General features: G+C 27.8%; 12 protein-coding genes. 9 read left to right on the top strand and 3 right to left on the bottom strand.

The features are described 5' to 3' along the window. Nucleotides 1-105 precede the first annotated feature (105 nt). Nucleotides 106-1,737 (top strand): chaperonin GroEL, encoded by a 1,632-nt coding sequence (groL, locus tag BMUR_RS01040; RefSeq protein ID WP_013112740.1) that lies wholly within the window; start codon nt 106-108, stop codon nt 1,735-1,737. A gap of 334 nt (nt 1,738-2,071) precedes the next feature. Here groL and BMUR_RS01035 read toward each other — a convergent pair whose 3' ends face one another. Beyond that, nucleotides 2,072-5,245, bottom strand: coding sequence for an efflux RND transporter permease subunit (locus BMUR_RS01035; RefSeq protein WP_013112739.1), 3,174 nt, complete (start codon nt 5,243-5,245; stop codon nt 2,072-2,074). Nucleotides 5,246-5,560: 315 nt separating this feature from the next. Between BMUR_RS01035 and BMUR_RS01030 the strand changes: the two genes are divergently transcribed. The 8 genes from BMUR_RS01030 (at nt 5,561) to BMUR_RS00995 (ending at nt 20,534) form a co-directional block, all read left to right on the top strand. Beyond that, nucleotides 5,561-6,148 (top strand): TetR/AcrR family transcriptional regulator C-terminal domain-containing protein, encoded by a 588-nt coding sequence (locus tag BMUR_RS01030; RefSeq protein WP_013112738.1) that lies wholly within the window; start codon nt 5,561-5,563, stop codon nt 6,146-6,148. Nucleotides 6,149-6,377: 229 nt separating this feature from the next. Then, on the top strand, nt 6,378-6,908 hold the full coding sequence (locus BMUR_RS01025; RefSeq protein WP_013112737.1) for a hypothetical protein: 531 nt from the start codon (nt 6,378-6,380) through the stop codon (nt 6,906-6,908). Then, nucleotides 6,872-7,435 (top strand): hypothetical protein, encoded by a 564-nt coding sequence (locus tag BMUR_RS01020; protein WP_244833479.1) that lies wholly within the window; start codon nt 6,872-6,874, stop codon nt 7,433-7,435. Before BMUR_RS01025 ends, BMUR_RS01020 begins: the two co-directional genes overlap by 37 nt. 201 nt (nt 7,436-7,636) lie before the next feature. Further along, the gene (locus BMUR_RS01015) at nt 7,637-7,969 is read left to right on the top strand and encodes an STAS domain-containing protein (protein WP_013112735.1); all 333 of its coding nucleotides are present in this window, start codon (nt 7,637-7,639) and stop codon (nt 7,967-7,969) included. Between the two features lie 102 nt (nt 7,970-8,071). After that, entirely contained in the window at nt 8,072-15,079 is a 7,008-nt protein-coding gene (locus tag BMUR_RS01010) for a TolB-like translocation protein (protein ID WP_013112734.1), read from the top strand. Nucleotides 15,080-15,209: 130 nt separating this feature from the next. Next, the gene (locus BMUR_RS01005; protein ID WP_013112733.1) at nt 15,210-15,938 is read left to right on the top strand and encodes a hypothetical protein; all 729 of its coding nucleotides are present in this window, start codon (nt 15,210-15,212) and stop codon (nt 15,936-15,938) included. Nucleotides 15,939-16,109: 171 nt separating this feature from the next. After that, nucleotides 16,110-16,919: an undecaprenyl-diphosphate phosphatase gene (locus tag BMUR_RS01000; RefSeq protein ID WP_013112732.1), complete on the top strand. Its 810-nt coding sequence runs from the start codon at nt 16,110-16,112 to the stop codon at nt 16,917-16,919. A 15-nt stretch (nt 16,920-16,934) separates the two neighbouring features. Beyond that, nucleotides 16,935-20,534, top strand: a complete 3,600-nt coding sequence (locus tag BMUR_RS00995; protein WP_013112731.1) for an FtsK/SpoIIIE family DNA translocase — start codon at nt 16,935-16,937, stop codon at nt 20,532-20,534. Between the two features lie 134 nt (nt 20,535-20,668). Here BMUR_RS00995 and BMUR_RS00990 read toward each other — a convergent pair whose 3' ends face one another. Beyond that, on the bottom strand, nt 20,669-21,430 hold the full coding sequence (locus tag BMUR_RS00990; protein WP_013112730.1) for a DUF4261 domain-containing protein: 762 nt from the start codon (nt 21,428-21,430) through the stop codon (nt 20,669-20,671). Nucleotides 21,431-21,432: 2 nt separating this feature from the next. Further along, the gene (locus tag BMUR_RS00985; RefSeq protein WP_013112729.1) at nt 21,433-22,788 is read right to left on the bottom strand and encodes a UDP-N-acetylmuramoyl-tripeptide--D-alanyl-D-alanine ligase; all 1,356 of its coding nucleotides are present in this window, start codon (nt 22,786-22,788) and stop codon (nt 21,433-21,435) included. Nucleotides 22,789-22,872 lie beyond the last annotated feature (84 nt).

Here is a 22,872-nt window from a genome sequence, read left to right as displayed (position 1 = left end):
TATTTATTTTTTAATGTATAATTTTTACAATTTTAAAACTAAATAATTTTAAAAGTTTAATAATGCTAATAATTTAATTTAATAATACTTATAAGGAGAAAATATATGGCAGCAAAACAGCTATTATTTGATGAAGAAGCTAGACGTGCCCTTATGCGTGGGGTAGATGCTTTAGCTAATGCCGTAAAGGTAACTTTAGGACCACGCGGACGTAATGTTGTAATAGACAAAAAATTTGGTCCTCCTACTATAATAAATGATGGTGTAACTATCGCTAAAGAAATAGAATTAGAAGATCCATTTGAAAATATGGGTGCTCAAATTGTTAAAGAAGTTGCTACTAAAACTAATGATGTGGCAGGCGATGGTACTACTACTGCTACTGTTTTAGCTCAGGCTATGGTTAAAGAAGGTTTAAAAAATGTAACTAGCGGTGCTAATCCTATGCTTATTAAAAGAGGTATAGAAAAAGCTGTTAATGAAATAGTTGGTTATATAAAATCTGAGGCTAAACAAATTAAAGGTAAAGAAGAAATCGCTCAAGTTGCTACTATTTCTGCTAATAATGATAAAGAAATAGGTAGTTTAATCAGCGATGCTATGGAAAAAGTTGGTAAAGAAGGTGTTATCACTGTAGAAGAAGCTAAATCTTTGGAAACTAGCCTTTCTTTAGTAGAAGGTATGCAGTTTGACAGAGGTTATATTTCTCCATATTTCGTAACTAACGGAGACAGTATGACTGCTGAATTAGAAGATGCTTTACTTCTTATCTATGATAAAAAAATCTCTAACATGAAAGAACTTCTTCCTATTCTTGAAAAAATTGCTCAAACTGGAAGACCTTTCATTATTATTGCTGAAGATATTGAAAATGAAGCTTTGGCTACTTTAGTACTTAACAAAATGAGAGGAGTATTAAATGTATGTGCTGTTAAAGCTCCTGGTTTCGGCGACAGAAGAAAAGCTATGCTTGAGGATATCGCTATATTAACAGGCGGACAAGTTATAAGCGAAGATTTAGGTATGAAACTTGAAAATGCTTCTATTGAGCAGCTTGGTAAAGCTAAAAAAATTACTGTAGATAAAGAAAATACTACTATAGTTGAAGGTGCTGGAAGCAAAGAAGATGTTAAAAACAGAGTTACTGTAATTAAAAAACAAATAGAAGAAACTGACAGTGATTATGACAGAGAAAAATTACAGGAAAGACTTGCTAAACTTTCAGGCGGTGTTGCTGTTATAAACATTGGTGCTGCTACTGAAGTAGAAATGAAAGAGAAAAAAGCTAGAGTAGAAGATGCTTTATCTGCAACTCGTGCTGCTGTTGAAGAAGGTGTTATTCCTGGCGGCGGTATTACTTATTTACATGCTCAAGGAAAACTTGATTCTTTAAAAGCTGACAATGCTGATGAGCAAGTTGGTATCAATATAGTAAAAAGAGCTATAGAGGAGCCTATAAGAATGATAGCTACAAATGCCGGCTTAGACGGATCAGTTGTTGCTATTCAGGCTAAAGAGCAAAAAGGAAATATGGGCTTCAATGCTCTTACTAATGAATGGGTTGATATGTTGAAAGCTGGTATTATAGATCCTGCTAAAGTATCAAGAAGTGCTTTACAAAATGCTGCTTCTATTGCTAGCCAAGTATTAACTGCTGAAGTTATTATTACAGATATACCAGAACCTGAAAAAGCTATGCCTCCAATGCCTGGCGGAGGAATGGGCGGTATGTATTAATAATAATTAATACATTTTTATGTAAAATAATAATTTTTATATATAAAAATAAAACCTCAGTATTATATACTGGGGTTTTTATTTTAACTAATTTATATATTAATTAAAAATATTAAATTCAGCACATAATACTTGTTTAAAAACTAATTTTGTTTATTAATTGGCATTCATATAAAATATAAAGACTGCATATTTTTATAATAACTTGACAATATATAAAACATTATATTTTATAATTTTACGGTTAATCTTCTCTAGTACTTTTAAAACAAGTCCATAATTAATGCAAATAAAATAAAGAATAAAATTGTATTTTTTATTTGTATTTGTATAATCATTTTAATTTTATAAGTCTTAAATCAAAAGCTATCATAAACACACAAGGCAAAAATATCAATGTTATGAGAGTAGAGAATATAAGCCCGTAAGCCAAACTCATAACTATAGGTACTATCAAATCAGCACGTCCTCCTATGCCGTAAACTGTTGGAAGAAGACCGCCTACTGTTGTTACTGTGGTTAAAAATATAGGAAGAAGTCTTTGAGTAGCACCTTCTGCTATTGAGCTGAATGCGAATTTTTTTGGGTTGCTTAATGCTTCTGCATCAGTTTTTCCAGATTCTATGATTTTATTTATCAAATCTATCATTATGATACCGTCATTAACAAGCACTCCGCATAATCCTACAATTCCTATAAAGCCTATAAACGACATAGGCATGCCATGGAGATAAAATGCTATGAATACTCCTGTTAATGTAAAAGGTATTAAAAACATTATCATTAAAGGCTGAACAAATTTTTTAAACTGAAGTAATAATATTAAATATATTAAAACTATTGCTATTAAAAGTGTAACAGTAAGTCCGTCCAAAGCTCCTACAGTTTGGTCAGCTTCTCCTCCAAAACCTATTATTATACCTGGGTATCTTTGAGAAATATCTTTAAACTTATTTTGTACAGCAAACATTACTTGTATAGAAGTATTTTGTCCCTGCACTAAGTCTGCATTGATTGTAATACATCTCTGACCATTATAGTGCCTAATAGAAGATACGCCATTAGTTTCAACTATATTTGCCACATTTTTTAAATATAAAAGTCTGTTATATGTATTTGGTATGACTAGATTATTAAGTACATTAGTATCAAATATATAATTTCTGTCTAACTGTACCCTGAAGTCTAATTTATAATCAAGTTCCTGTATTGATGTTGCTACTGTTCCGCTGTATGCAGTTCTAAGTTCATTTGCTACATTAGCTACATTCATACCAAGCTGTGCTATTTCATCATAATCAAATAATACTCTAAGTTCATTTTTACCTGCTTTATCGTCATCATAATAGTTAATTACTCCGTTTAAGCTAAGTAAATATGATTTTACTTCATCTCTTACTTTTCTAGTTTGCTCTAGGTCATTTCCAACTATTTTTATATCTACAGCTTTTCCGGGGTCCATAGGAAGTTTTACTGATACCATTAAAGCATCTAATTCTTCTCTTAAACTTGTTTTTTCTAGTTCTCTGTTTATATCGTCCATTATATCATAAGCTGTCTTTTTTCTTTCTGTAGATGGTATAAGATAAACTGTTATACCTGCTAGGTTTGCTGATTCTTCTGAAATATCAACTATATTTTGATTAACCTGTTTTCCTACAACACTATTAACTGCTATTAAGTTTTTATCATCAACTGACTTGTATATAATATTCTCTATTTGTTCAACGTATTTCATAGTATTATTAATAGAGTTTCCTATACCAGAGTCAATATTTATCATTATACTGTCTGAACTTGTATCATATATAAGTATAAATTTTTTAAGACTTTCTTTAGCTAAGAAAAATGAAAATATTAAAAGCACTATAAAAAATAAAACTACTAAATATCTGAATTTTAATAAAGTTTTTAATGCCTTATTAAAAGGATTTTTCATAGCATTAAATAATTTTTCTTTATCAAAGTCCAGAGGATTTTTTATTTTTTTTAGGAATTTCAAGTTTTTATTAGTTTTATCCTGCAGATTATTAGGAAGTAAAAATATAGCCTGAAATAAACTAGCAATCAAAGCTACAACCACCACTTTAGGAAAAGGTGCTATAAGTTTTCCTACAACATCTTTAGTAAGAAGCATAGGCATAAAAGCCACAACAGTAGTCATAGTAGCAACCATTATAGGGCTTACTACATCTCTCACAGCTTCAACTGTTCCTTCAAGTCCGGTTTTTCCAGCTTTTTGAAAATCGTATATGTTTTCGCATACTACTATACTATTATCAACAACCATACCTATAACAGTAATTATACCAGCAAGCGATATTATATTAAAAGTTAAATCAGAAAAATTAATATATGAGAAAGTGATGAATATAACAACTATCATACCTATGCTTGTAAATAATGCACTCTTAAAATCCAAAAATATTAAAAGCACTATTAATATTATAATAAATCCAAATATTAAATTGCTTGCTGCCACATTTGTTAGAGCTAATACCATTCTTGAAGTTTCACCCATAGTAGTAACTTCTACATTTTCTGGTATGATGTTTTGATTATTTTTTAAGAAATTATTAATATTTTCTGTAGTTTTTACTATATCAGCATTTTCTTTTTTTTGTATGTTTAGAGAATATCCTGCTACGCTGTTTATTCTTACATATATGGACTTTTCAACAAAATCTCTATTTACTTTCGCCAAATCTTGTATTCTTACCCTTTGACCATTAAATGTAGAACGCACTACAACATTAGTAGCTTCTATAGGGTTTTCAAATTGTCCCATTGTTACTATTGTTTTTTCTTCTTCATTTTCTGCTAAATCTTCATAAAGAGGTTTTTTAAAATCCCCGCTTGTAGCTCTTATGTTTCTTGCAGAAAGAGAGTTTACTATATCAGTTAAAGAAATATAATATTCCTGCAGCTTTTTTGGGTCAGCAAGTATTTTTACTTCAGGGTCTGTTCTTCCCTGCACGGTTATATCAGCAACCCCATCAACATATTTTAATTGTCTCTCTAATTCTTTACTAAAATCATATAAGACTTTTTCATCGCCTTCAAATCCTTTTTTAAAATGCACACCTATATTATATATTGGTGTAAGTTTTGGGTTTATATCGGTTATTTCTATAGTTTCAACTTCTTCTGCCATATCCGGTACACTTTGCATTTTTCTGAAAATATCATCTTTAGCTTTGCTTGTATCTATTTCCATATCAAGCTGTACAAATATTATAGCTGCATTTTCTGTTATTATGGATGTAAACTCATCTATTCCAGATATACTTCTTAATTGGTCTTCTATTTGTATAACGGCATTTTGTTCAACATCTAATGGAGAGGCACCAGGGTATACAACTTGCAAAATCATTAATTCCAAATCTGTAGAAGGAAATGATTCTTTATCGATGTTATAGTATGAATATAAACCTATCATAATAGAGACAAATATGATAATGTTTACAAGCATTCTGTTGCTTGCAAAGAAGTATATTAATTGTTTCATATGTTTTATCCTAAAAATATATATATATTATAGTATAGTAAATTTTAATATAAATTTATCTATATAATAAAAAATATTATATAATAATTTATTTTATGTATGAAATATAGTATTAATTTGTATTAATTAATAGACATAAATATTATAGTGTTCATTATAATTGTTTTTATAGTAAATTTTTTTATGATTATTATTTATTATTGTTATATTAACAGTTTACATTTTGCAATATTATAATATAATAATTATTATCAATAATATTGGCAAATTCATTAAGTAATATTATTTTTTTTATTTAGATTAGGAAGCTAATGTATGAAAAATAGTTCAAATAAAAATAATGCTAGAGTAAAAAAGACAAAAAAAATACTCGAAGATTCACTAGGTCTTTTATTAGAGGAAAAACCTTTTGAAGATATTAGAGTAATTGATATTTGTGCGAAAGCTAATATGCACAGAAGTACTTTTTATACTTATTATAATGATAAATATGAACTATTAAAATCAAAATTAGATGAATATGAAGCCAAGTTTTTAGAAGACCTAAATAGATACAAAATAGAAAATAAATTAAAAGATGAACATGTTGATATAATGGAAAAAATACTTCAATATTTTTATCTAAATAGGAAATATTTAAAAATAATATTTCAAAATAATAAAGACGGAAGTATTACTAAAATATTGAGAGAATATTTAGCCTCTTATGTAATCGAGGGTATAAAGGATTTCAAAACGATAAGACCGGATAAGGAAAATGTTGTAAGAATAATGGGCAGTTTTTATTCGGGAGCATTCATATCTGTTCTTACGGATTGGATTTTAAATGACTGCTTTATATCGGTAGAAGATTTGGCTGTATATATATCCGACATAATTATGCAGAGAGTGTTTTCAGAATAAAACCTAATTATCTAAATTATTAATCTTATAATTTTTTATCTAGTAATTAAGAACATTTAAAATTAAGTCTATTCGTACTTGCGATTTATTTTTTATATGAAATAATTATTCAAAATATATTATGAAAAAATATACGGTTGTCGATAATATTAAAAATAAAATAAATTTTTTACTTTTATATAATTAATTTGATTTATTTATTATATAAATAATAGGAGATATTTATATTATGAAGAAAATAATTATCTTAATATCATTGTTTGTACTTTGTTTTAATTTATTAAATGCACAAAATATAACTAAAGATAGTGATTATTCAAAGAACTGGGCTAATTTTATATTTAGAAAAACAATAGATATGAGAGGTGCTTTATATGAAGGAAGACCGGGAGGTGATTTAGAATTGGTATCTGGAAAATCGCCTATGTTTTTGATAAAAATGTATAAGTTTATGGGGGCAAGATCTGATACTCATGCATACTATACTCATCAGGTTCCTATATCTATGTTTTATGATAATGCTCCAGCTTTGGGAGTTAATCTTGTAGAAGGTTATTCTATAGAGGGCGGCAAAATAATGAGATACTCAAAATATATAAGAAGCTATCAGGGAAAATTGGATTCATGGAAAAAATCTAATTCGGTTTACACTAATGAAAGATGGGTAGCGAATTCTGATGCTGATTGGGGTTCATATCCAGTACCTCAGCCTGAAGATGTGAATTGGGCAGAGGGAGAATATGCTGGAGAATTGTATTAAATAATATAATGCAGTATGTTTTTATTATATTAGTTATATTATTAGTTCTTATAGTTTTATTTTTCATTAATCATAAAAGCGTAATATCTTATGATAATGCTTGGGTTAGATTGGTGCAGAATAAGACAGTTAAAGATGCTGATAAAAGCTATTTATTTAAAGAAGATGCTGAATTAATTATAGGCGGCAAAAAAAAGTTAAATTTTGTAAAGGCAAAATGTGATAATATGGCCGTTTACAGTAATACTGATTATTTAAATAAATTTATGTTAGTTTTTTCAGGATATCCTTCTGTAAAAGTTACTTTTATGGAAGGATATATTGTTGAAAATAATAAATTATATTATACCTATGCTTATAAAGCCTCATATTATACTAAACTTAATAACTGGATGAAAATTAACGGAGTTTTTCAGACTAAAGAAGTATGGGTAGCTAAAAAAAATATAAAATGGTCAGCATTTCCTTATCCTACTGCCTCTGATATTAATTGGGAAAAAAAGGCTATGATAGGCAGTTTATCATAAAATATATTGATTTTTTAATAGTATAAAACTAATATGGATATGAGTTTGCTTATTGTTTATTTTTATAAATATAAATAAATAATTTTTGTTAATTTTAAAAATCTATATTACAATATTGATGTATCTCTTGTTATTATAAGTTATATTGAATAAAATTTTTTTATTTGTTATACTAAAATAAATTTACAAAAGGAGAAATCAATGAGTTTAAATATAGATGATAAAGGTAAAGTTAAAGTTGTTAGTTTAGCTGGAAAACTAGATGTTAATTTATCTGTTTCTATAGAAGCAGAGTTAGAGCAGTTAGTTGAGTCTGGAAGCCATTTTCTTATATTAGAACTATCTGGAATTGAATATTTAAGTTCAAGCGGTATCAGAGTATTTATTTCCATAATGAGAAAAATTAAAGATAAAAATGGAAGATTAGTATTAGCTTGCGTACCGGATATTATTAAAAAAATATTAAAAACAGTTGAATTAGAAGATTTGTTTGAAGTTTATGATACTGTAGATGATGCAGTAGCTTCGTTCTAATTTTTTTTACATTGATTTTATTTGTATTTTTTGTATAATGCTTGTATAAGTTGTATAATTAGTTTTATACTACTATTATAATATATAGAGCAGAAACATTTTATGAAGTTAAAGTATTATATAAAATTAAAATTACTAATATTATTTTCTTTTATACTATTTGCCTGTGCATCTAGTCAGAAGAATGACGATTCTGTATTCAGCAGCAGACCGTTTTTAAGAGAATACAAAAGATATTCTCTTACTTCAGGTGAAGTAAATCCAGCTTTAGATGCTGTAATAGACAGAGATGGTACTTGGGTATATTATGCAAGAGAAAATGCAGGAAATACAGATATTTTTGCAATAGATTCATATACATTAGAAACATTCAGATTAACTAGAAGTCCGGGTATAGATACTTCTGTTTCTGTTGATGATAAATCAAAATATGTAGTATTTTCTTCTACCAGAGACGATGCTTTCGGTGATATATATGCTTATAAACTAGTTAACCTTGTAGGTATAAGAACTTCAAAAAATAATTTAGAAAATTTAGAACAAAGTATTATAAGACTTACAGATTATAAAGGCTATGATGTTGATCCTGTGATATCTCATAGAGGAAATATGATAGCTTTTGTATCTGACAGAGATGCTGGTATTAAAAAACTCTTTACTATGAGAAATAATGGTAAAGATGTAAGAAAGTTATCAGATATAGAGGCAAGTTCTCCTGCTTTTTCTTTTGATGATACCAAAATAGCATTTATAACTTCAAAAATAGGAGAACCCTACTCTCAATTAGCAATATTGGATTTGACTTCAAGCACTAATGATCAAACTAATTTAACAATTCTTACTTCTACAAAAACATTTAAATTTAATCCCACTTTTTATAATGATGATACTATAATATTTTTTGAAATAGAAAAAGATTCTGACAGAGACGGAAATTTGACATACTATGATAAAAGACGTTTGATGTCATATTCTCTTGCAACACACCAGGCATATGTATTATCTGAAGATACTCAATTAACAACTTTTAATGTTGCTTATCCTTCTGCTTTGGTAGGTGCTTATGTTGTTAGTGAAGACGGAACTAGCATAGTAACGATGGGGTCTACAAAAGAGTATTTTATAAAAGATGATAATTCTCAGACTATGTATGAGAGCTTTGTTGAACTTCCTTATGATAGAAAAGTTGATGTTATAGATAGATTTTCTGAATATTTTCCTTTTCAAGATGATGAAGGAAATGTTGCTAAAGCATATTTTAATATAATGATATCATCATATACAAATAATAATATAAATGAGTATAATAAAGCTAAAAATACTCTTACACAGGAATATTCTAACACATTTGTAGGATTTTTAACTTCAAGGATATATACAAATTTCTATACTAATGAAAATATATTTAATTTAGATTTTTATACTAATGATTTTTTTGCAACAAATAAAAATTTTAAAAATTTGGATATTACTAATTTACTTGGCTGGGCTGGATATATATCTGCCAATGAAAAATATAAAAATAATAATTCTGATAAAGATACATTACTTATACTAGATAACTTAATAAATTTGAATATAAGCAAAGATTTATATATATTAGCAGCAAAGTTATATGCTCATTCTGTTGAAGATAATGGTTATAAGTATCCTGAAGATGAAGATATGTATAATGTGCCTTATAAGAGAAAAGATTTGTTATTTTCAGACAGATTGGAAATAGCCAAGGATTTTATAAGAGACACAAAAATATCTTATAACATTATAATAAACAATGCCCACCCTTATGCTCCTTTGTCAGCTGCTGCTAGGCTTATATATTTAGACGGACTGATACTTTCAAGAAATTATGAAGAGGCTGCTAATTTATTTATACCTTATACGGAGTCTAAAAATGATATAATGCTTGCTTTAGGATATTATGGAAATGCTAAGGTGCTTTTAGCTCAAAATGATGACGGAGCTTATGCCTTATTAAAAAATGCTTTAACTTCTGGAGGCGAAAATTTTAAATCTACTTATGAGGCAGAAGATTGTAAAAATAAATTAGCAAGCTATTATAAATCATTGGCAGATGATGCTTATAATCAGGGCAGATATGCAGCTGCTTATGATAATTATAATGAGGTACTCAAATACTCGCCTAATGATACAACCGCATCAGCCAGAGTAATAGAAAGCGGGCTTAGAGCCTACAGCACTATAGATTCTCTTGAAAGGACTATTTATGAAAGAGAGAGAACTATTTTAAGTACAAGATATTCTGACCATGAGGCACATGCCGAACTTGCTAATGCATATTATTATTTAGCTAACAGATATTATGGTATGGCTTTGTCAAAACAGTACAGCAAAGAACGATATGTTATAAGTGATAAAAAGCGTGAAGACGGATTTTATTTGTATTTAAATAAATCTTTTGAGGCAATAGTTGATAAGGCAGTTTCATATATTGACTTTGCTATATTTTTATATCCAGATGAAGAAGATTATTATATAAAAAAAGCTGAGATGTTAACATTTGCTCAGGCTTTAAAAATGCAGGTTCTTCAGGATACTAAAACCTATAAAAGCGTAATAGAGTTGGTACCTGCTTATAAAGATAATACAGTTACTAATGATGTATATATGGGATATAATTTACTTGCATTTCAAACTGCTGATTTAGATTCTGAAATCATAGATGCCTTAATAATGGCTAAAAGTAAGGTAAAAACTAAGCCTAATATTGTTTCTATAATGCTTGCCAATTCATATTTAATAAATGGAAGATATTCTGATGCTGTTAATGAATATAAAGAGGCTGAAAGTCTGCTTAATCAAGTAGGAACTGATAAGAGCAGGGCTTGGTATCATTTTTTCTATGGTTATTCTCTTTGGATGAATAATGATATAAAAGGTGCATACAGAGAATATGATACAGCACGCAAATTATTTGAAAAACTCGGTGATAAAGAAAGTATATATAAAATAGTAGGGTATACTTCAGTAGCTGCTATTGAACAGGAAGATTATGAAAAAGCTATAGAATCATTGCTTGAAAGAGATAAACTTACAGAAAATGATGTTAATAAAAATGAACTTAATCAGCTTTTGCTTGCTGCATGTTATCTAAAATTAGAAGATTATAATAATGCTTTAGCATATTGTGATAGTGTAAAAGCACAGATTGATAGTTTGGACTCCTCAGTTTATACTCCTAACTATGTAAGCATAACTTTATATGGAGCTAATATTAATATAGTAAATTTAGGTCTTGCATCTTTCGGAGGATATATACCGGGAGAGCCTTTAAATGTTGATAAACAGCAGATGCTTTACTCTATATATCAGGAACTTTATGAAAAAATGGGAAGATATTCTGAGGCTAGAGAGGCTTTGTCTTCTTACCGAAATTATATTATGCAGGATAAGCCTAAAAAATCTATACAGCCTCTTATGCTTGCTACTTACTTTAATAATGAAGGATATCTTTACTATAAACAAGGCGATCAGTCAAACTCTATAATGTCATTTAAAAGTTCTATAAAGGAATATCAAAAGACATTAGACCCTAAAACTCTTGAAAATAATCCTAGTCTTCAGTATCAGAATGCTGAAAATGATGCTAAAAACTATTTAAGTTTATCATCTTTATATTTAAGATATTTGTCAGAAAATGATTTAACTTCTATAAAAAAAGAATTTTTTATAGAATTATTTAATACTACAAAAACTCTTAAAGTATTATCTACTAATAATGCAGTTAGCACCAAAGACAGATTATTATTATATTCTCATATAGCAGCATTCCAATATATAATGGCATTCAAGCTTACAGCAGATAACAGCATAGAATATAAAAGAACAAATAATGATGACCCTACAGATATGACGGATTATGATATAAATGTTCAAAGACTTACAATGCTTAAAGATGCTATTGACAGATATAAATATATTCTTTCTTCTAATTCTAATTTCCCAGTGGATTTAAAAACTGAAATAATTGTAAGATATAATTTGGCTAAGGCTTATGAACTTGCAGGATATATTGAAGAGGCTGCAAGGGAATATATGTCAGCATTTTCAAAGGCTCAGGTTTCAGCTTTTGCTGTTGAGGAGATTGCTATACTTACTACTTTAATTGATTTTAGTACTAAATATAGAAACAGATATCCAGATAGTCTTGATTATCCTGTGCAGTATGTATTTAGGATACTTCAGAGAATAAGCGAAAGTGTATTTATGATAACATTTGTTGAAGATAATAACTTTATATTAATACAGGCAAAACGTAAAGTTATAGAATTTCTTCAAGATAAATATCCAGATGCCAGTCTTAATATACTTGCTATGTTTGATGCTATTGATATGCGAAGGAAGTTTTTGGATAGAAGACTATATACATTAGGTGAAAATAATTATTATCTTAGAGAATATTATAAGCTTTATGAGAATGCTCTTTATGCTTATCAAAGATATTTAGACGCTGTTGCAACTCCTTATGATAGTAAAAGAGAAGCTGCAGCACTTAAAGAAATTGCTAATTATGAAAAAGAAGCTATAAAAAGATTTTCTAATACCCCAATAGAGCCTATTGTTATATGTGATGTTAAGCCTGCAGATATAGACAAATCTATGCGTAAAGATGAAACTTTAATATGGGATACTTTCTTTGGATATAGATTTGTAAGAGAAAATGGAAAAACTTCATTCTATCTGCAAAGTAATGCTATGCCTAAAACTAAAAACTATGTTACTCATATAGGTTTTAGACCGATTATTATAAGTAATAAAAATATATTTGTAAGGGAATTGTATGATTCTACAGAATATATGCTTCCTGCAAAAACTGCTTATATAGATACTAAATTAATCTCATTCTACAGAACTACTAGAAGTGCTGAAAAAGAAATAAACAGCAGTATGAGTATGATGAGTAATACCAACTCTACTAATAGTGCCTATAGCTATAATATTAATGCTCAAGAAACAAATAATTATGAGTATAGAAGAAATACTCTTGCTATGAATGTAGCTTATAATACTGCTGAAACTAATTTATCAGAAACAAATTATACTACAAATGCACTTTCTACAAATAATACCTCTTCTACAAACAGACGAAGAAGAGGAAACTTTAGATTTATAGAATTAAAAGATATTGCTGCTAATTCGTATGTTCCTTTGATTGTAGATATAACAGGTGCTGGTGCATCTGATATATCAAATGTGATGAGTAAAAATCTTTATATAGTTTACAGTGATAAAGAAACTTTTGATAAAAACAGAAGAGTATTGAGAAATATTAATAATATAGCATTAGTAGTAGGCAATAGCGGAAGAGATTCTAGGGTAATGTTCTATACTAATTACTTTAGAAAATTATCAACTAATTCTTTAGAAGATGCTATGAAAGGTTATGATAATAATTTATTTACTATATATGGAAAACCTGATTATAGTATGACTTCATTATCAAATGCTGCTTATAATTTTAAAACAAGACTTTATGCTTCATATGCTGATACTGAAAATCCTAGTGTTTCTATGATGTCTAATGTTATAGCATATTCTCAAAGTGATGATGAGAAAATGTTTAATTATGCTGTTATTGTTGAAGACAGATATGCTGCAAAAGATACTAATACTGCTTATTTATTTTCAGAAGAAGGATATAAATTCTTTGCCTCTTCATACAGCAATATAAGTGATTCTAATGCCTATAAATTTATTAAGTCAATGCTTCCAGTATATAGAAGAATGGGAGAAGACGGAGCTGTAAAAGGTGCAAATAGAGCATTGCATTTTGTGTATCTTTATACAAATAATAATTATGATTTAGTAGATGAATACTTTACTCCAAGAACATTATCAAGATTCTTAAAGGCTAAAGATAATCCTGAAGAATCTGTAAAGTATTTAAATTATATAGCAAATAGAGTTAATGGAGATAATAAAGAAAAGATTTTGGAAGTTGCTGTACTTTATGATTTGATATATGCTAAAACTCCTATTGATACTGTAACTAATTTTCTTAATAGAATGCAAAACACAAATGAAGTATTAACAGTTGCTAATACAATACTTGATACTTCTGTAACAAATGAAAGTGATATATTTACCACTATGAATTATATATACGGCAATCAGTATGTATTTGAAACAGAAACAGTATCTTCATTTGCTGATAGATTTTATTCACTATACAAAACTAATTCTGCTTATATATACGGACTATTAAATAAAATACGTGTTCCAGAAAGCGATTTCGATAAAAACATAGCAAATGCTTATGATATATTTTCTAATGAAAGCACTAATACTATGTTTATATTTTATGCGTATGAGAATGATAAATATACAGCTTATAGTTATGTAGTAGGAGACAGCGAAGTAAAAAAATCAAGCCTTATTGATATGAAAAAACTTAGCGGATATTTGGAAAGTTTCACTAATGCTACTAAAGCTAGAGACAGAAGAACTGCTTTGAGATCTATTGAAAGCGGAATGCTGTCATCAGATATTATTAAAGATGCACAGAGGGCTCAGCGAATATATATAACAGGTTCTTATGCTAATCTGTTTACTGTGCCTTTTGCATATCTAAATTCTTTCAGAAGTAATGATGTTGTTAAGATAAGAGAGTTAGAGTATTCTCCCAGCTATGTGCTTAATGTAGGAAAGCCTAAAATTAAATTAAATACTGAAACTAATTTCTATACTTCTTTAGAAACTTCAGCAGTTGAGAAATTTACTAATCCTAATGGAAATATACCATTAACACATTACATAGGCATAGATACTAATAGAAATAAACCTTTTGATAAAGAAGATATTTTCCTATCACCTGCAAGAAATGCTGATATATTTATGTATTTAGCTGCAAGAAGTGATACAAAACTTATGTTTACTTATACTACTAACAGTGCAGGAGACTATTATACAATAATGAAGTATTTATATGAAAGATTTGACAATGGTATTATAGATGCTTATAGATTTATAAAGACTAACAGGGTGAATGTTAATACTATAAATAGCAGCGATAGAGATACACTTTATAATGCCAATTATGCTTTATTTGATTATATACTCCCAGGTATACCTAAGGATGTAAATAGATAAATAATATTTACCTTACTTTACTTTATCTTAAAAAACATACTTTTTTAGTAAAAAATATTTACTTTTTCTTGACATTTTATTTACAATATATTATAATATAAGTATAATCAATCAAGAAAGGGGCGTATTTATGAAAAAGATATTTCTTGCAATTATTAGTATTTTTATAATTCAAATTCAAACAGCTTTTGCCGATTTTAATGCCGGTATAGGTTTGTATGTACCGTTAGGAGCATCTATTTCTCAAAGCTATCAGGACTACAAACTAGGTGTTAATAATAATGACGGCAAACTTACTACTGGAGCTGCTTTTGAATGGGGTGTTGGAATAACTCCCGGAATATATAATGGATTTGATAATTACATGGGGTTTTCTTTATCATTGGATATAGCATATCATAGAGATGTTTATGCATATAATGAAAGTAAATCAGCAGGAGCAACAGGTCAGTTTCAAAATGTAAAAACAACATACTATTTTGATACATTGACTATAGGTATACTTCCTAAATTTAATATAAAAAGTTTTTTTATTGGAGTTGGTGCTGGGGTAAAAATTCTTTTGGCTGGAGGAGAATCAACTCAAAATTATAATACAACATACAGTCAATTTGAGAAAGTTAATTATTATTATAATTTAAGCGATATAAAAAATAAATATAAAATGCCTGTTATTCCTTATGTTAAACTTACATTAGATTATTTATTCTATTTTAGTGATGAAACTGCTTTAGGCATAGGTATTTATGCAGGATATGATTTCGGACCTGGTATTGTTAATGATTCTAGATTTTCCAAAAATGATTTCGGTGCTGTTGATATAGGCGGACAAATAAGTTTATATTTGGTAGATAATTAATTCTTTATAATAAACTCATATATCACTCATAAATAGTATATAGGCTTGTCTTAATATAAGGCAGCCTATTTTTTTGCTTATAATAAATCAGTTTACATAATTTTTTTATATTGTTTTTTTTTAACTATCCGAAAATTATTCCAGTATTATGTAAACAAATGGGGTAGTTTAATGATTAAAGCTGTAATATTAGGTTTTATACAAGCTATAACTGAATTTTTACCAGTATCTAGTTCCGGGCATTTAAGAATAGCAGAATATTTTCTTAATTTTCATGCAGAAAACATATTATCATTTGAGGTAGCTCTGCATTTCGGTACTTTTTTAGCCACATGTATAATATTTCATAAAGATATTATTAAAGCCATAAGCGGATTTTTTTTAGGATTAAAAGATGCTAAAAATTCTAGCAGAAATAATGAAGGTTTTAGAACATCATTAATGGTGATAATAGCGTCTATACCTGTTGCCGCAGTAGGACCTCTTTTAGAAGAATATTTAAGTAATTTAGAAATACAAAGAATAGGTCTTAATCTTGTTATAACAGGTTCTATATTGCTTCTAACTAGAAAGTTTGATAAAAACACTTATATTAATGATACGAAAGATGTATTTAGTATGAGTTATTATAATGCCTTTATAATAGGATTAGCTCAGGCAATTGCAGTTTTTCCCGGTATTTCAAGGTCTGGCATGACTATAAGTATAGCGTTATTTATAGGATTAAATAGAGATTGGGCTGGCAGATTTTCTTTTTTGATATCACTTCCTGCAATATTTGGGGCTTTGCTTTTATCAATAAAGGATTTAGCAGATTTTAATATAACTTATGCTTTGGTTGGATTTATCACAGCATTCATTTTTGGTATTATAGCATTAAAATTTTTAATGGCATTTTTAAAGAAAGGCAAACTTTTCTACTTCGGTTTTTACTGTATGATAGTTGGAATTGCCGTTTTAGTTTATTTTATGGGTTTATAGTATTGGAGTTTTATTATGTTTGGATTATTTAAAAGAAAATTAGCAATACAAAAAAGAGCTGAAATAAGAAATGCAAATAAAAAATATACATCAGATAATTTTGATGATAATTATGAAAATAGAAATATATTCTTTGATATAGCAGGATTTTTATGTATTTTATTTTCCGGCATACTTCTTCTATCATATTTTAGTATGAATATGGAAGATTTGAACTCTGGAAAAGAGATTAAAAACTTGCTTGGAATATTTGGAGCTTATATATCTGCTTATTCATTTTTGGCTTTTGGTTTTTCTTCATATATAATACCGGCATTTTTTATGTATGCTGGGGTTAATATTATATTAAAAAATTCTACTGATAAAATATTAGTTTCTGCTTTATCATCATCAATTTTAATGATTTTGCTAAGCATATTATTAAATATATTTTTAGGAAATTTGGATTTTTATAACAAAGGCGGTATGATGGGAGAGTTTATAGGAGGCTCTTTGGTATCATTATTTGGAAAGACTGGTGCTGTTATGATAGTATTGTCTGCATTTTTAATAACAGCTATAATATTTGCCAAAGTTTCTATAATAGATTTGGTTAATTATTTAATAGAGATGTTTAAAAATGTGAAAGTTATAGAGAAAAAAGTTGTTGATGGAATAAAAGATTTTGAAATGAAAAATATGCATCATGATGACAGCATTATTAATAATCAAACTAGTGAAAATAATTCAAGTGATAATAAATCATATACAAAAGACTATCTTCCTTTATTTTATACTAAAGAGATTTCAGAATTAGAATTAAAAACTGTACCTTTTATAGAAAAAGTTAATGATTTTGATGAAAAAAGCTATAGAGAGAAATTTTTACGTAAAAATAATGTTTCTCATAATTTCAATGATAATTTCTTTAATAGATCATCTAAAGAAAGCAAAGAAATAGACAGTATTGTATCAGAGCTAAAAAATCATAGATTCGGCGGAATAAATGTAAATACTATGGAGAGCAGAGAAGAAGATTTGGGATTAACTTTGGCTGAGGCTGTATTTGGAAGAGACAGAGCTAATAGAGGTCATAATAATGTATATGAAAGCAGTATGGAGAGGGAGGATAATTTTTACAGAGAGTATTATAATGATATAATAAATAAAAAAAAAAATGATGAAATAGAAAATAATAAAAATAATATTGAAGATAATGAAATATTTGAGGGACTTGACTATAATATAAATTATTTAAGAAAGTCTGATTTTAAAAGGGCTGCTTATGATGATTCTGTTAATAATTATGCAAAGTATAATGTATCAGAACAGTATATAAAAGCTAAAGAAACAGAACATTTTAATGATGATTTTATTTATAATTATTATGAGAATGATTTTAATACAGAAGAAGAGGATAGTTTTGAAAAACTTCAGAGATTAGTTGAAGAAAATAAAGAAAGTAAAAAAATTAAAGAGATTAAAGAGTTAGAATATAATGCAGATATAGATAATATAATAGAAACTATAAACAATAAAAAAGATAATATTGAAGCAGAAAAATATCAAAGCAGAAATTCTAATAATAATAAAAAAGAGGTATTTGAATTTGCTATGGGCTACGCTTCAAAAAGAGCATATAACAGAGCAGACCATATACCAAATTATAGCAATTATTCGTACAATAATAGTATTGATACAAGAATAGATGAGTTTGATTTGGACGAAGAAGAACTTTATAATGCTGATAATAATTCTGACAGCATAGAAGATATCAGATTAAAAACTAGAACTATAAATAAAACTGATGATTATGAAGAAGAAAATAATTATTTAAATGATACGTATTTAGATTCTTCTAAAAATAATTTTAATCCAAACATTAATGATAATAATTCATCAGAAAATACTTCAGAGACTATTACAATAATAGAAGAAAAAAATAATGATATTACTGAAGACTTTAATGATTATGCTGATAAAGAAAATTCAGATAATATTTTTGAAAATAATACAGAGATAAATAATGCCCAAAAAGAAGAAACTGCTGGTTTCATCAATATGGAATCTCAAAGAAACGTTGATACTTTAAATAAGCCTAAAAAAGTTATACTTGGAACTAAAAATATAAGGAATATGGACAGCGAACGCATACAGTCAAATTTTGATACAAAGTATGTTGATAAGCATTATAAACACCCGCCTTTTGATTTGCTTAATAGATCCATACCTGTTAATGATAGTGCTATGATGGAATCTATAAAACAAACTGCTATGCAGCTTGAGCATACATTATTAGATTTTAATATAGAGGCAAAAGTTACTGGAGTATCAAGAGGTCCTGTTATTACAAGATATGAGCTTGAAATAGCTTCTGGTATAAGAGTGTCAAAAATATCAAATCTTACTGATAATATTGCATTGGCATTAGCTTCTGAAAGTGTAAGGATAATAGCCCCAATACCGGGACGTTCTGTTATAGGAATAGAGATACCTAATAAAGTAAGAAATGCAGTTTTCTTGAGAGATGTATTAGAAAGTACTGATTTCAGAAAGTCTAAACTTGATATACCTTTTGTACTCGGAAAAGGAATATATGGAAATAATGTTATATCTGATATGTCGGAAGCTCCTCACTTACTAGTTGCCGGAACTACTGGTTCTGGTAAAAGTGTTTGTCTTTCTACTATAATACTTTCACTTTTATATAAATTCAGACCTGATGAACTCAAGTTTATATTTGTAGATAAAAAGAGGGTAGAACTTTCTATATATAACGGCATACCGCATTTGATGTCTCCTGTAGTATCTGATGAAAAGAAAGCCACTATAGTATTGAGATATATTGTAGATATAATGGAAAAGAGATATGAGAGAATGGAGAGATTTTTCGTAAGAAATGTTAAGACATATAATGAAAAGGTTAGACAATTATTAAAAGAAGGCGAAACAGAATTTAACGGAGAGCCTTTAGAATTATTTCCATACATAGTTCTTGTTATAGATGAGCTTCATAATTTGATGGTTGTAGCTTCAAAAGAAGTTGAGGATTTGATATCACGTTTGGCTGGAATGAGTAGGGCAGTTGGAATACATTTAATAATAGCAACACAAAGACCTTCTGCTGATGTTGTTACTGGAGTTATAAAAGCAAATCTTCCTACTAGAATAGCATTCCAAGTACCTAACAAAACTAACTCAAGAATTATAATTGATATGTCCGGAGCTGAACAGCTGCTAGGGAAAGGGGACGCTTTATTCTGTGCTTCTGGAAGTCAAATGCCTGATAGGGTACAGGGTGCTTTTGTATCTGATAATGAAGTTAAAAAAGTTGTTGATTATTTATCTGGACAGATGTCTCCTATGTTTGATGAGAGCTTGATTGCTGCTTTAGAGGGAAGCGATGCTGATGATAAAAATTCTGATGAAGAGGATATACTCGATGAAGAGCTTTGGGAGGATGCTGTTCAATTAGTTGCTAGAACTGGTAAGGCTAGTGCTTCATTCTTACAAAGACGTTTAAAAATAGGATATAATAGAGCCGCCAGAATAGTAGAGATAATGGAGCGTCAAGGTATAGTGGGACCAGAAAACGGCAGCAAGCCTAGAGAGGTTTTGATTACTTTAGATGAATGATATTATAATAATTTAAAACTATCAAATATTTATATACATGTTTATACCTATCTAAAAAGACAGGAGAGTTAAGAAATTAATTCTCTTGTCTTTTATTTTCTTGTTTTTTAGTTTTTTATATTTAAAGAAATAGTCTATTGATTTTTATTTATGTCTTTGAAGTTTTTCTCAAGCATTATGAATTTATTGTCAAAGAATTTAAACATACCTATATAATTATCATCTGTCTGCATAGTGTTTCCATCTTCAAGATTAAGATTATTTTCTATAATGCTTCTTGATAAAATTGTAAGCAGATTGATTATACTTTTAGCATCTCTTACAGTTTTATAAGCCATAATCTCATATTTACCAAAATTTTTAAGTCCTTCAGTGAATGCATGGTTGCCGTTATTGTCTGAGAAAATATCTACTCTTACCCATAAACGAGTAGGAAAGTATTTATTATTTTTTATATATTCTTCCATTTCAGATAAATATGTATTATTAGAAATAAGCAGATTAATCTCACCTATTAAGACAGCTGATACATTATTTTGTTTTATTATAGAATATATTATCTTGCTGAAAGTTAAAGCAATATCTTTAAAACTAATATTTTTTGAATTAGCATTAATAGATACAAATGACTTGTGATTTAATATTTTTTCTTTTGTTGTATTATCTATATCATTATAATTTATTAATATTTCAGCTTCTTTGTCAGGAACTTTAAAATGGGCTAGTTCATATTCAAAATTAATATTATCGATGGTAAATGTATTTTTATTATTATAAGATACTATGTTTATATCAATATTCCAATCTTTTTTTAATTGGTTTGAGAAGTCGTTAAAGTTTTTATCATCTAATAAAATAAAACCTATTACATAATTATTTTGAATTAAGTTATTCATTTTTACTTATTCTCTTTTATACTATCTATTATCACAGCAAAACCCATACCTAATGAAGCCTTTATAAGCATTGCCGTATTATCTTTCAAAAAATCTTTTACTTTTTCTATAGCACTTTGAGCATTTTCAAAATAATATTTTTCACAATTAACAATATTATAAATATCTTTTGAATGCTCTCCAACTGCTATAACAGTATCAATATTTTTTAATTCATTTATATTATTTCCTATTTCTTTATGATAAGATGAGTTTTCAGTTTCTGTTTCAAGCATATCTCCTATCACAGCAATTTTTTTTGATTCATTTCTTTGAGATAAATATTTAAGCATATTTTTTAATGCAGCAGGATTAGAATTATAGCAGTCATTAATAATGTTACAGCCTTTTATATTAATTATCTGCATTCTGTTTTTTTGTGACTGATAATTTAGTAAAATATCAGCACATTTTTTTAAGTCTATATTATAAATCTCTGCTGCCTTTAATGCAGAAAGTACATTATACAAATTAAAATCTCCAACTAAATTATGATTGAAAATTATTCCTTTATATTCAAAACTATTATCATCTTTTTTGACTATCTCTTTTATATCAGCTTCTATTATATTTTTTATATTGTTTCTTTTAGCCTCTTTTTTTAATATGTCAGCACAATTAGTATTTTTATTTATTACAGCATTAGCATTTTCTTTAGTATGATTAAAAAGTTCCGCTTTAGCATAAGCAATATTTTCTATAGAACCAAGATGAGCAATATGCACTGGCTCCACATTATTTATTATAACTGTATTTGCCTCTATACATTCAGATATTCTTAATAGTTCATTTTTATGATTCATTCCAGCTTCAATAACTGCTATTTCATAACTAGTATCTAAATTAAACATTGTTTTAGGTACTCCTATTTCATTATTAAAATTTCCTTCAGTTTTTAATGCTTTATATTTTGTAGATAAAAAAAGATGAGTTAATTCTTTGGTAGTAGTTTTTCCGCAGCTTCCTGTTACTGATATTATAGGTATATTAAATCTTCTTCTATATTCTCTTGCAAGTTTTATAAAAAAAAGTATTGTGTCATCAGTATAAAAAACTTTGGCATTATCTGGCATATTTATAGTTTGATCACTTAAAATAAAATATCTGCAGCCTTTATTGTATGTTTCCAATGCGAATTTATTTCCGTCAAACTTATCTCCTTTTATTGCTAAAAATAATTTGGTGCTGTCAAAACTATCTCTGCTGTCAGTTGATATTTCTAATTCTTTGTCTATATCTAATTCTTCAATGTTTTTAGAGTATTTTGAATTTAATTCTTTACTTACTTTTATTATATTTTTTAATGAAGTTTTTCCCATGATAAAATTTCCGATTAATTAATATTGTTAACATAATTAAACCATGTAAATAAATAATTGTAAAGTAGGCACAGGTATAATTTA

Origin of the sequence: Brachyspira murdochii DSM 12563 (assembly GCF_000092845.1) — a bacterium.
GTDB classification, from domain to species: domain Bacteria; phylum Spirochaetota; class Brachyspiria; order Brachyspirales; family Brachyspiraceae; genus Brachyspira; species Brachyspira murdochii.
Note: the sequence above shows the minus strand (reverse complement) of the source record. Positions and strands in the feature narration are given on the sequence as shown.

Coding starts and splice junctions, on each gene's coding strand:
- BMUR_RS01010 (WP_013112734.1), top strand. CDS start 8,072: ATGAAGTTAAAGTATTATATAAAATTAAAATTACTAATATTATTTTCT.
- BMUR_RS01015 (WP_013112735.1), top strand. CDS start 7,637: ATGAGTTTAAATATAGATGATAAAGGTAAAGTTAAAGTTGTTAGTTTA.
- BMUR_RS01005 (WP_013112733.1), top strand. CDS start 15,210: ATGAAAAAGATATTTCTTGCAATTATTAGTATTTTTATAATTCAAATT.
- BMUR_RS00985 (WP_013112729.1), bottom strand. CDS start 22,788: ATGGGAAAAACTTCATTAAAAAATATAATAAAAGTAAGTAAAGAATTA.
- BMUR_RS00990 (WP_013112730.1), bottom strand. CDS start 21,430: ATGAATAACTTAATTCAAAATAATTATGTAATAGGTTTTATTTTATTA.
- BMUR_RS01030 (WP_013112738.1), top strand. CDS start 5,561: ATGAAAAATAGTTCAAATAAAAATAATGCTAGAGTAAAAAAGACAAAA.
- groL (WP_013112740.1), top strand. CDS start 106: ATGGCAGCAAAACAGCTATTATTTGATGAAGAAGCTAGACGTGCCCTT.
- BMUR_RS01025 (WP_013112737.1), top strand. CDS start 6,378: ATGAAGAAAATAATTATCTTAATATCATTGTTTGTACTTTGTTTTAAT.
- BMUR_RS00995 (WP_013112731.1), top strand. CDS start 16,935: ATGTTTGGATTATTTAAAAGAAAATTAGCAATACAAAAAAGAGCTGAA.
- BMUR_RS01035 (WP_013112739.1), bottom strand. CDS start 5,245: ATGAAACAATTAATATACTTCTTTGCAAGCAACAGAATGCTTGTAAAC.
- BMUR_RS01000 (WP_013112732.1), top strand. CDS start 16,110: ATGATTAAAGCTGTAATATTAGGTTTTATACAAGCTATAACTGAATTT.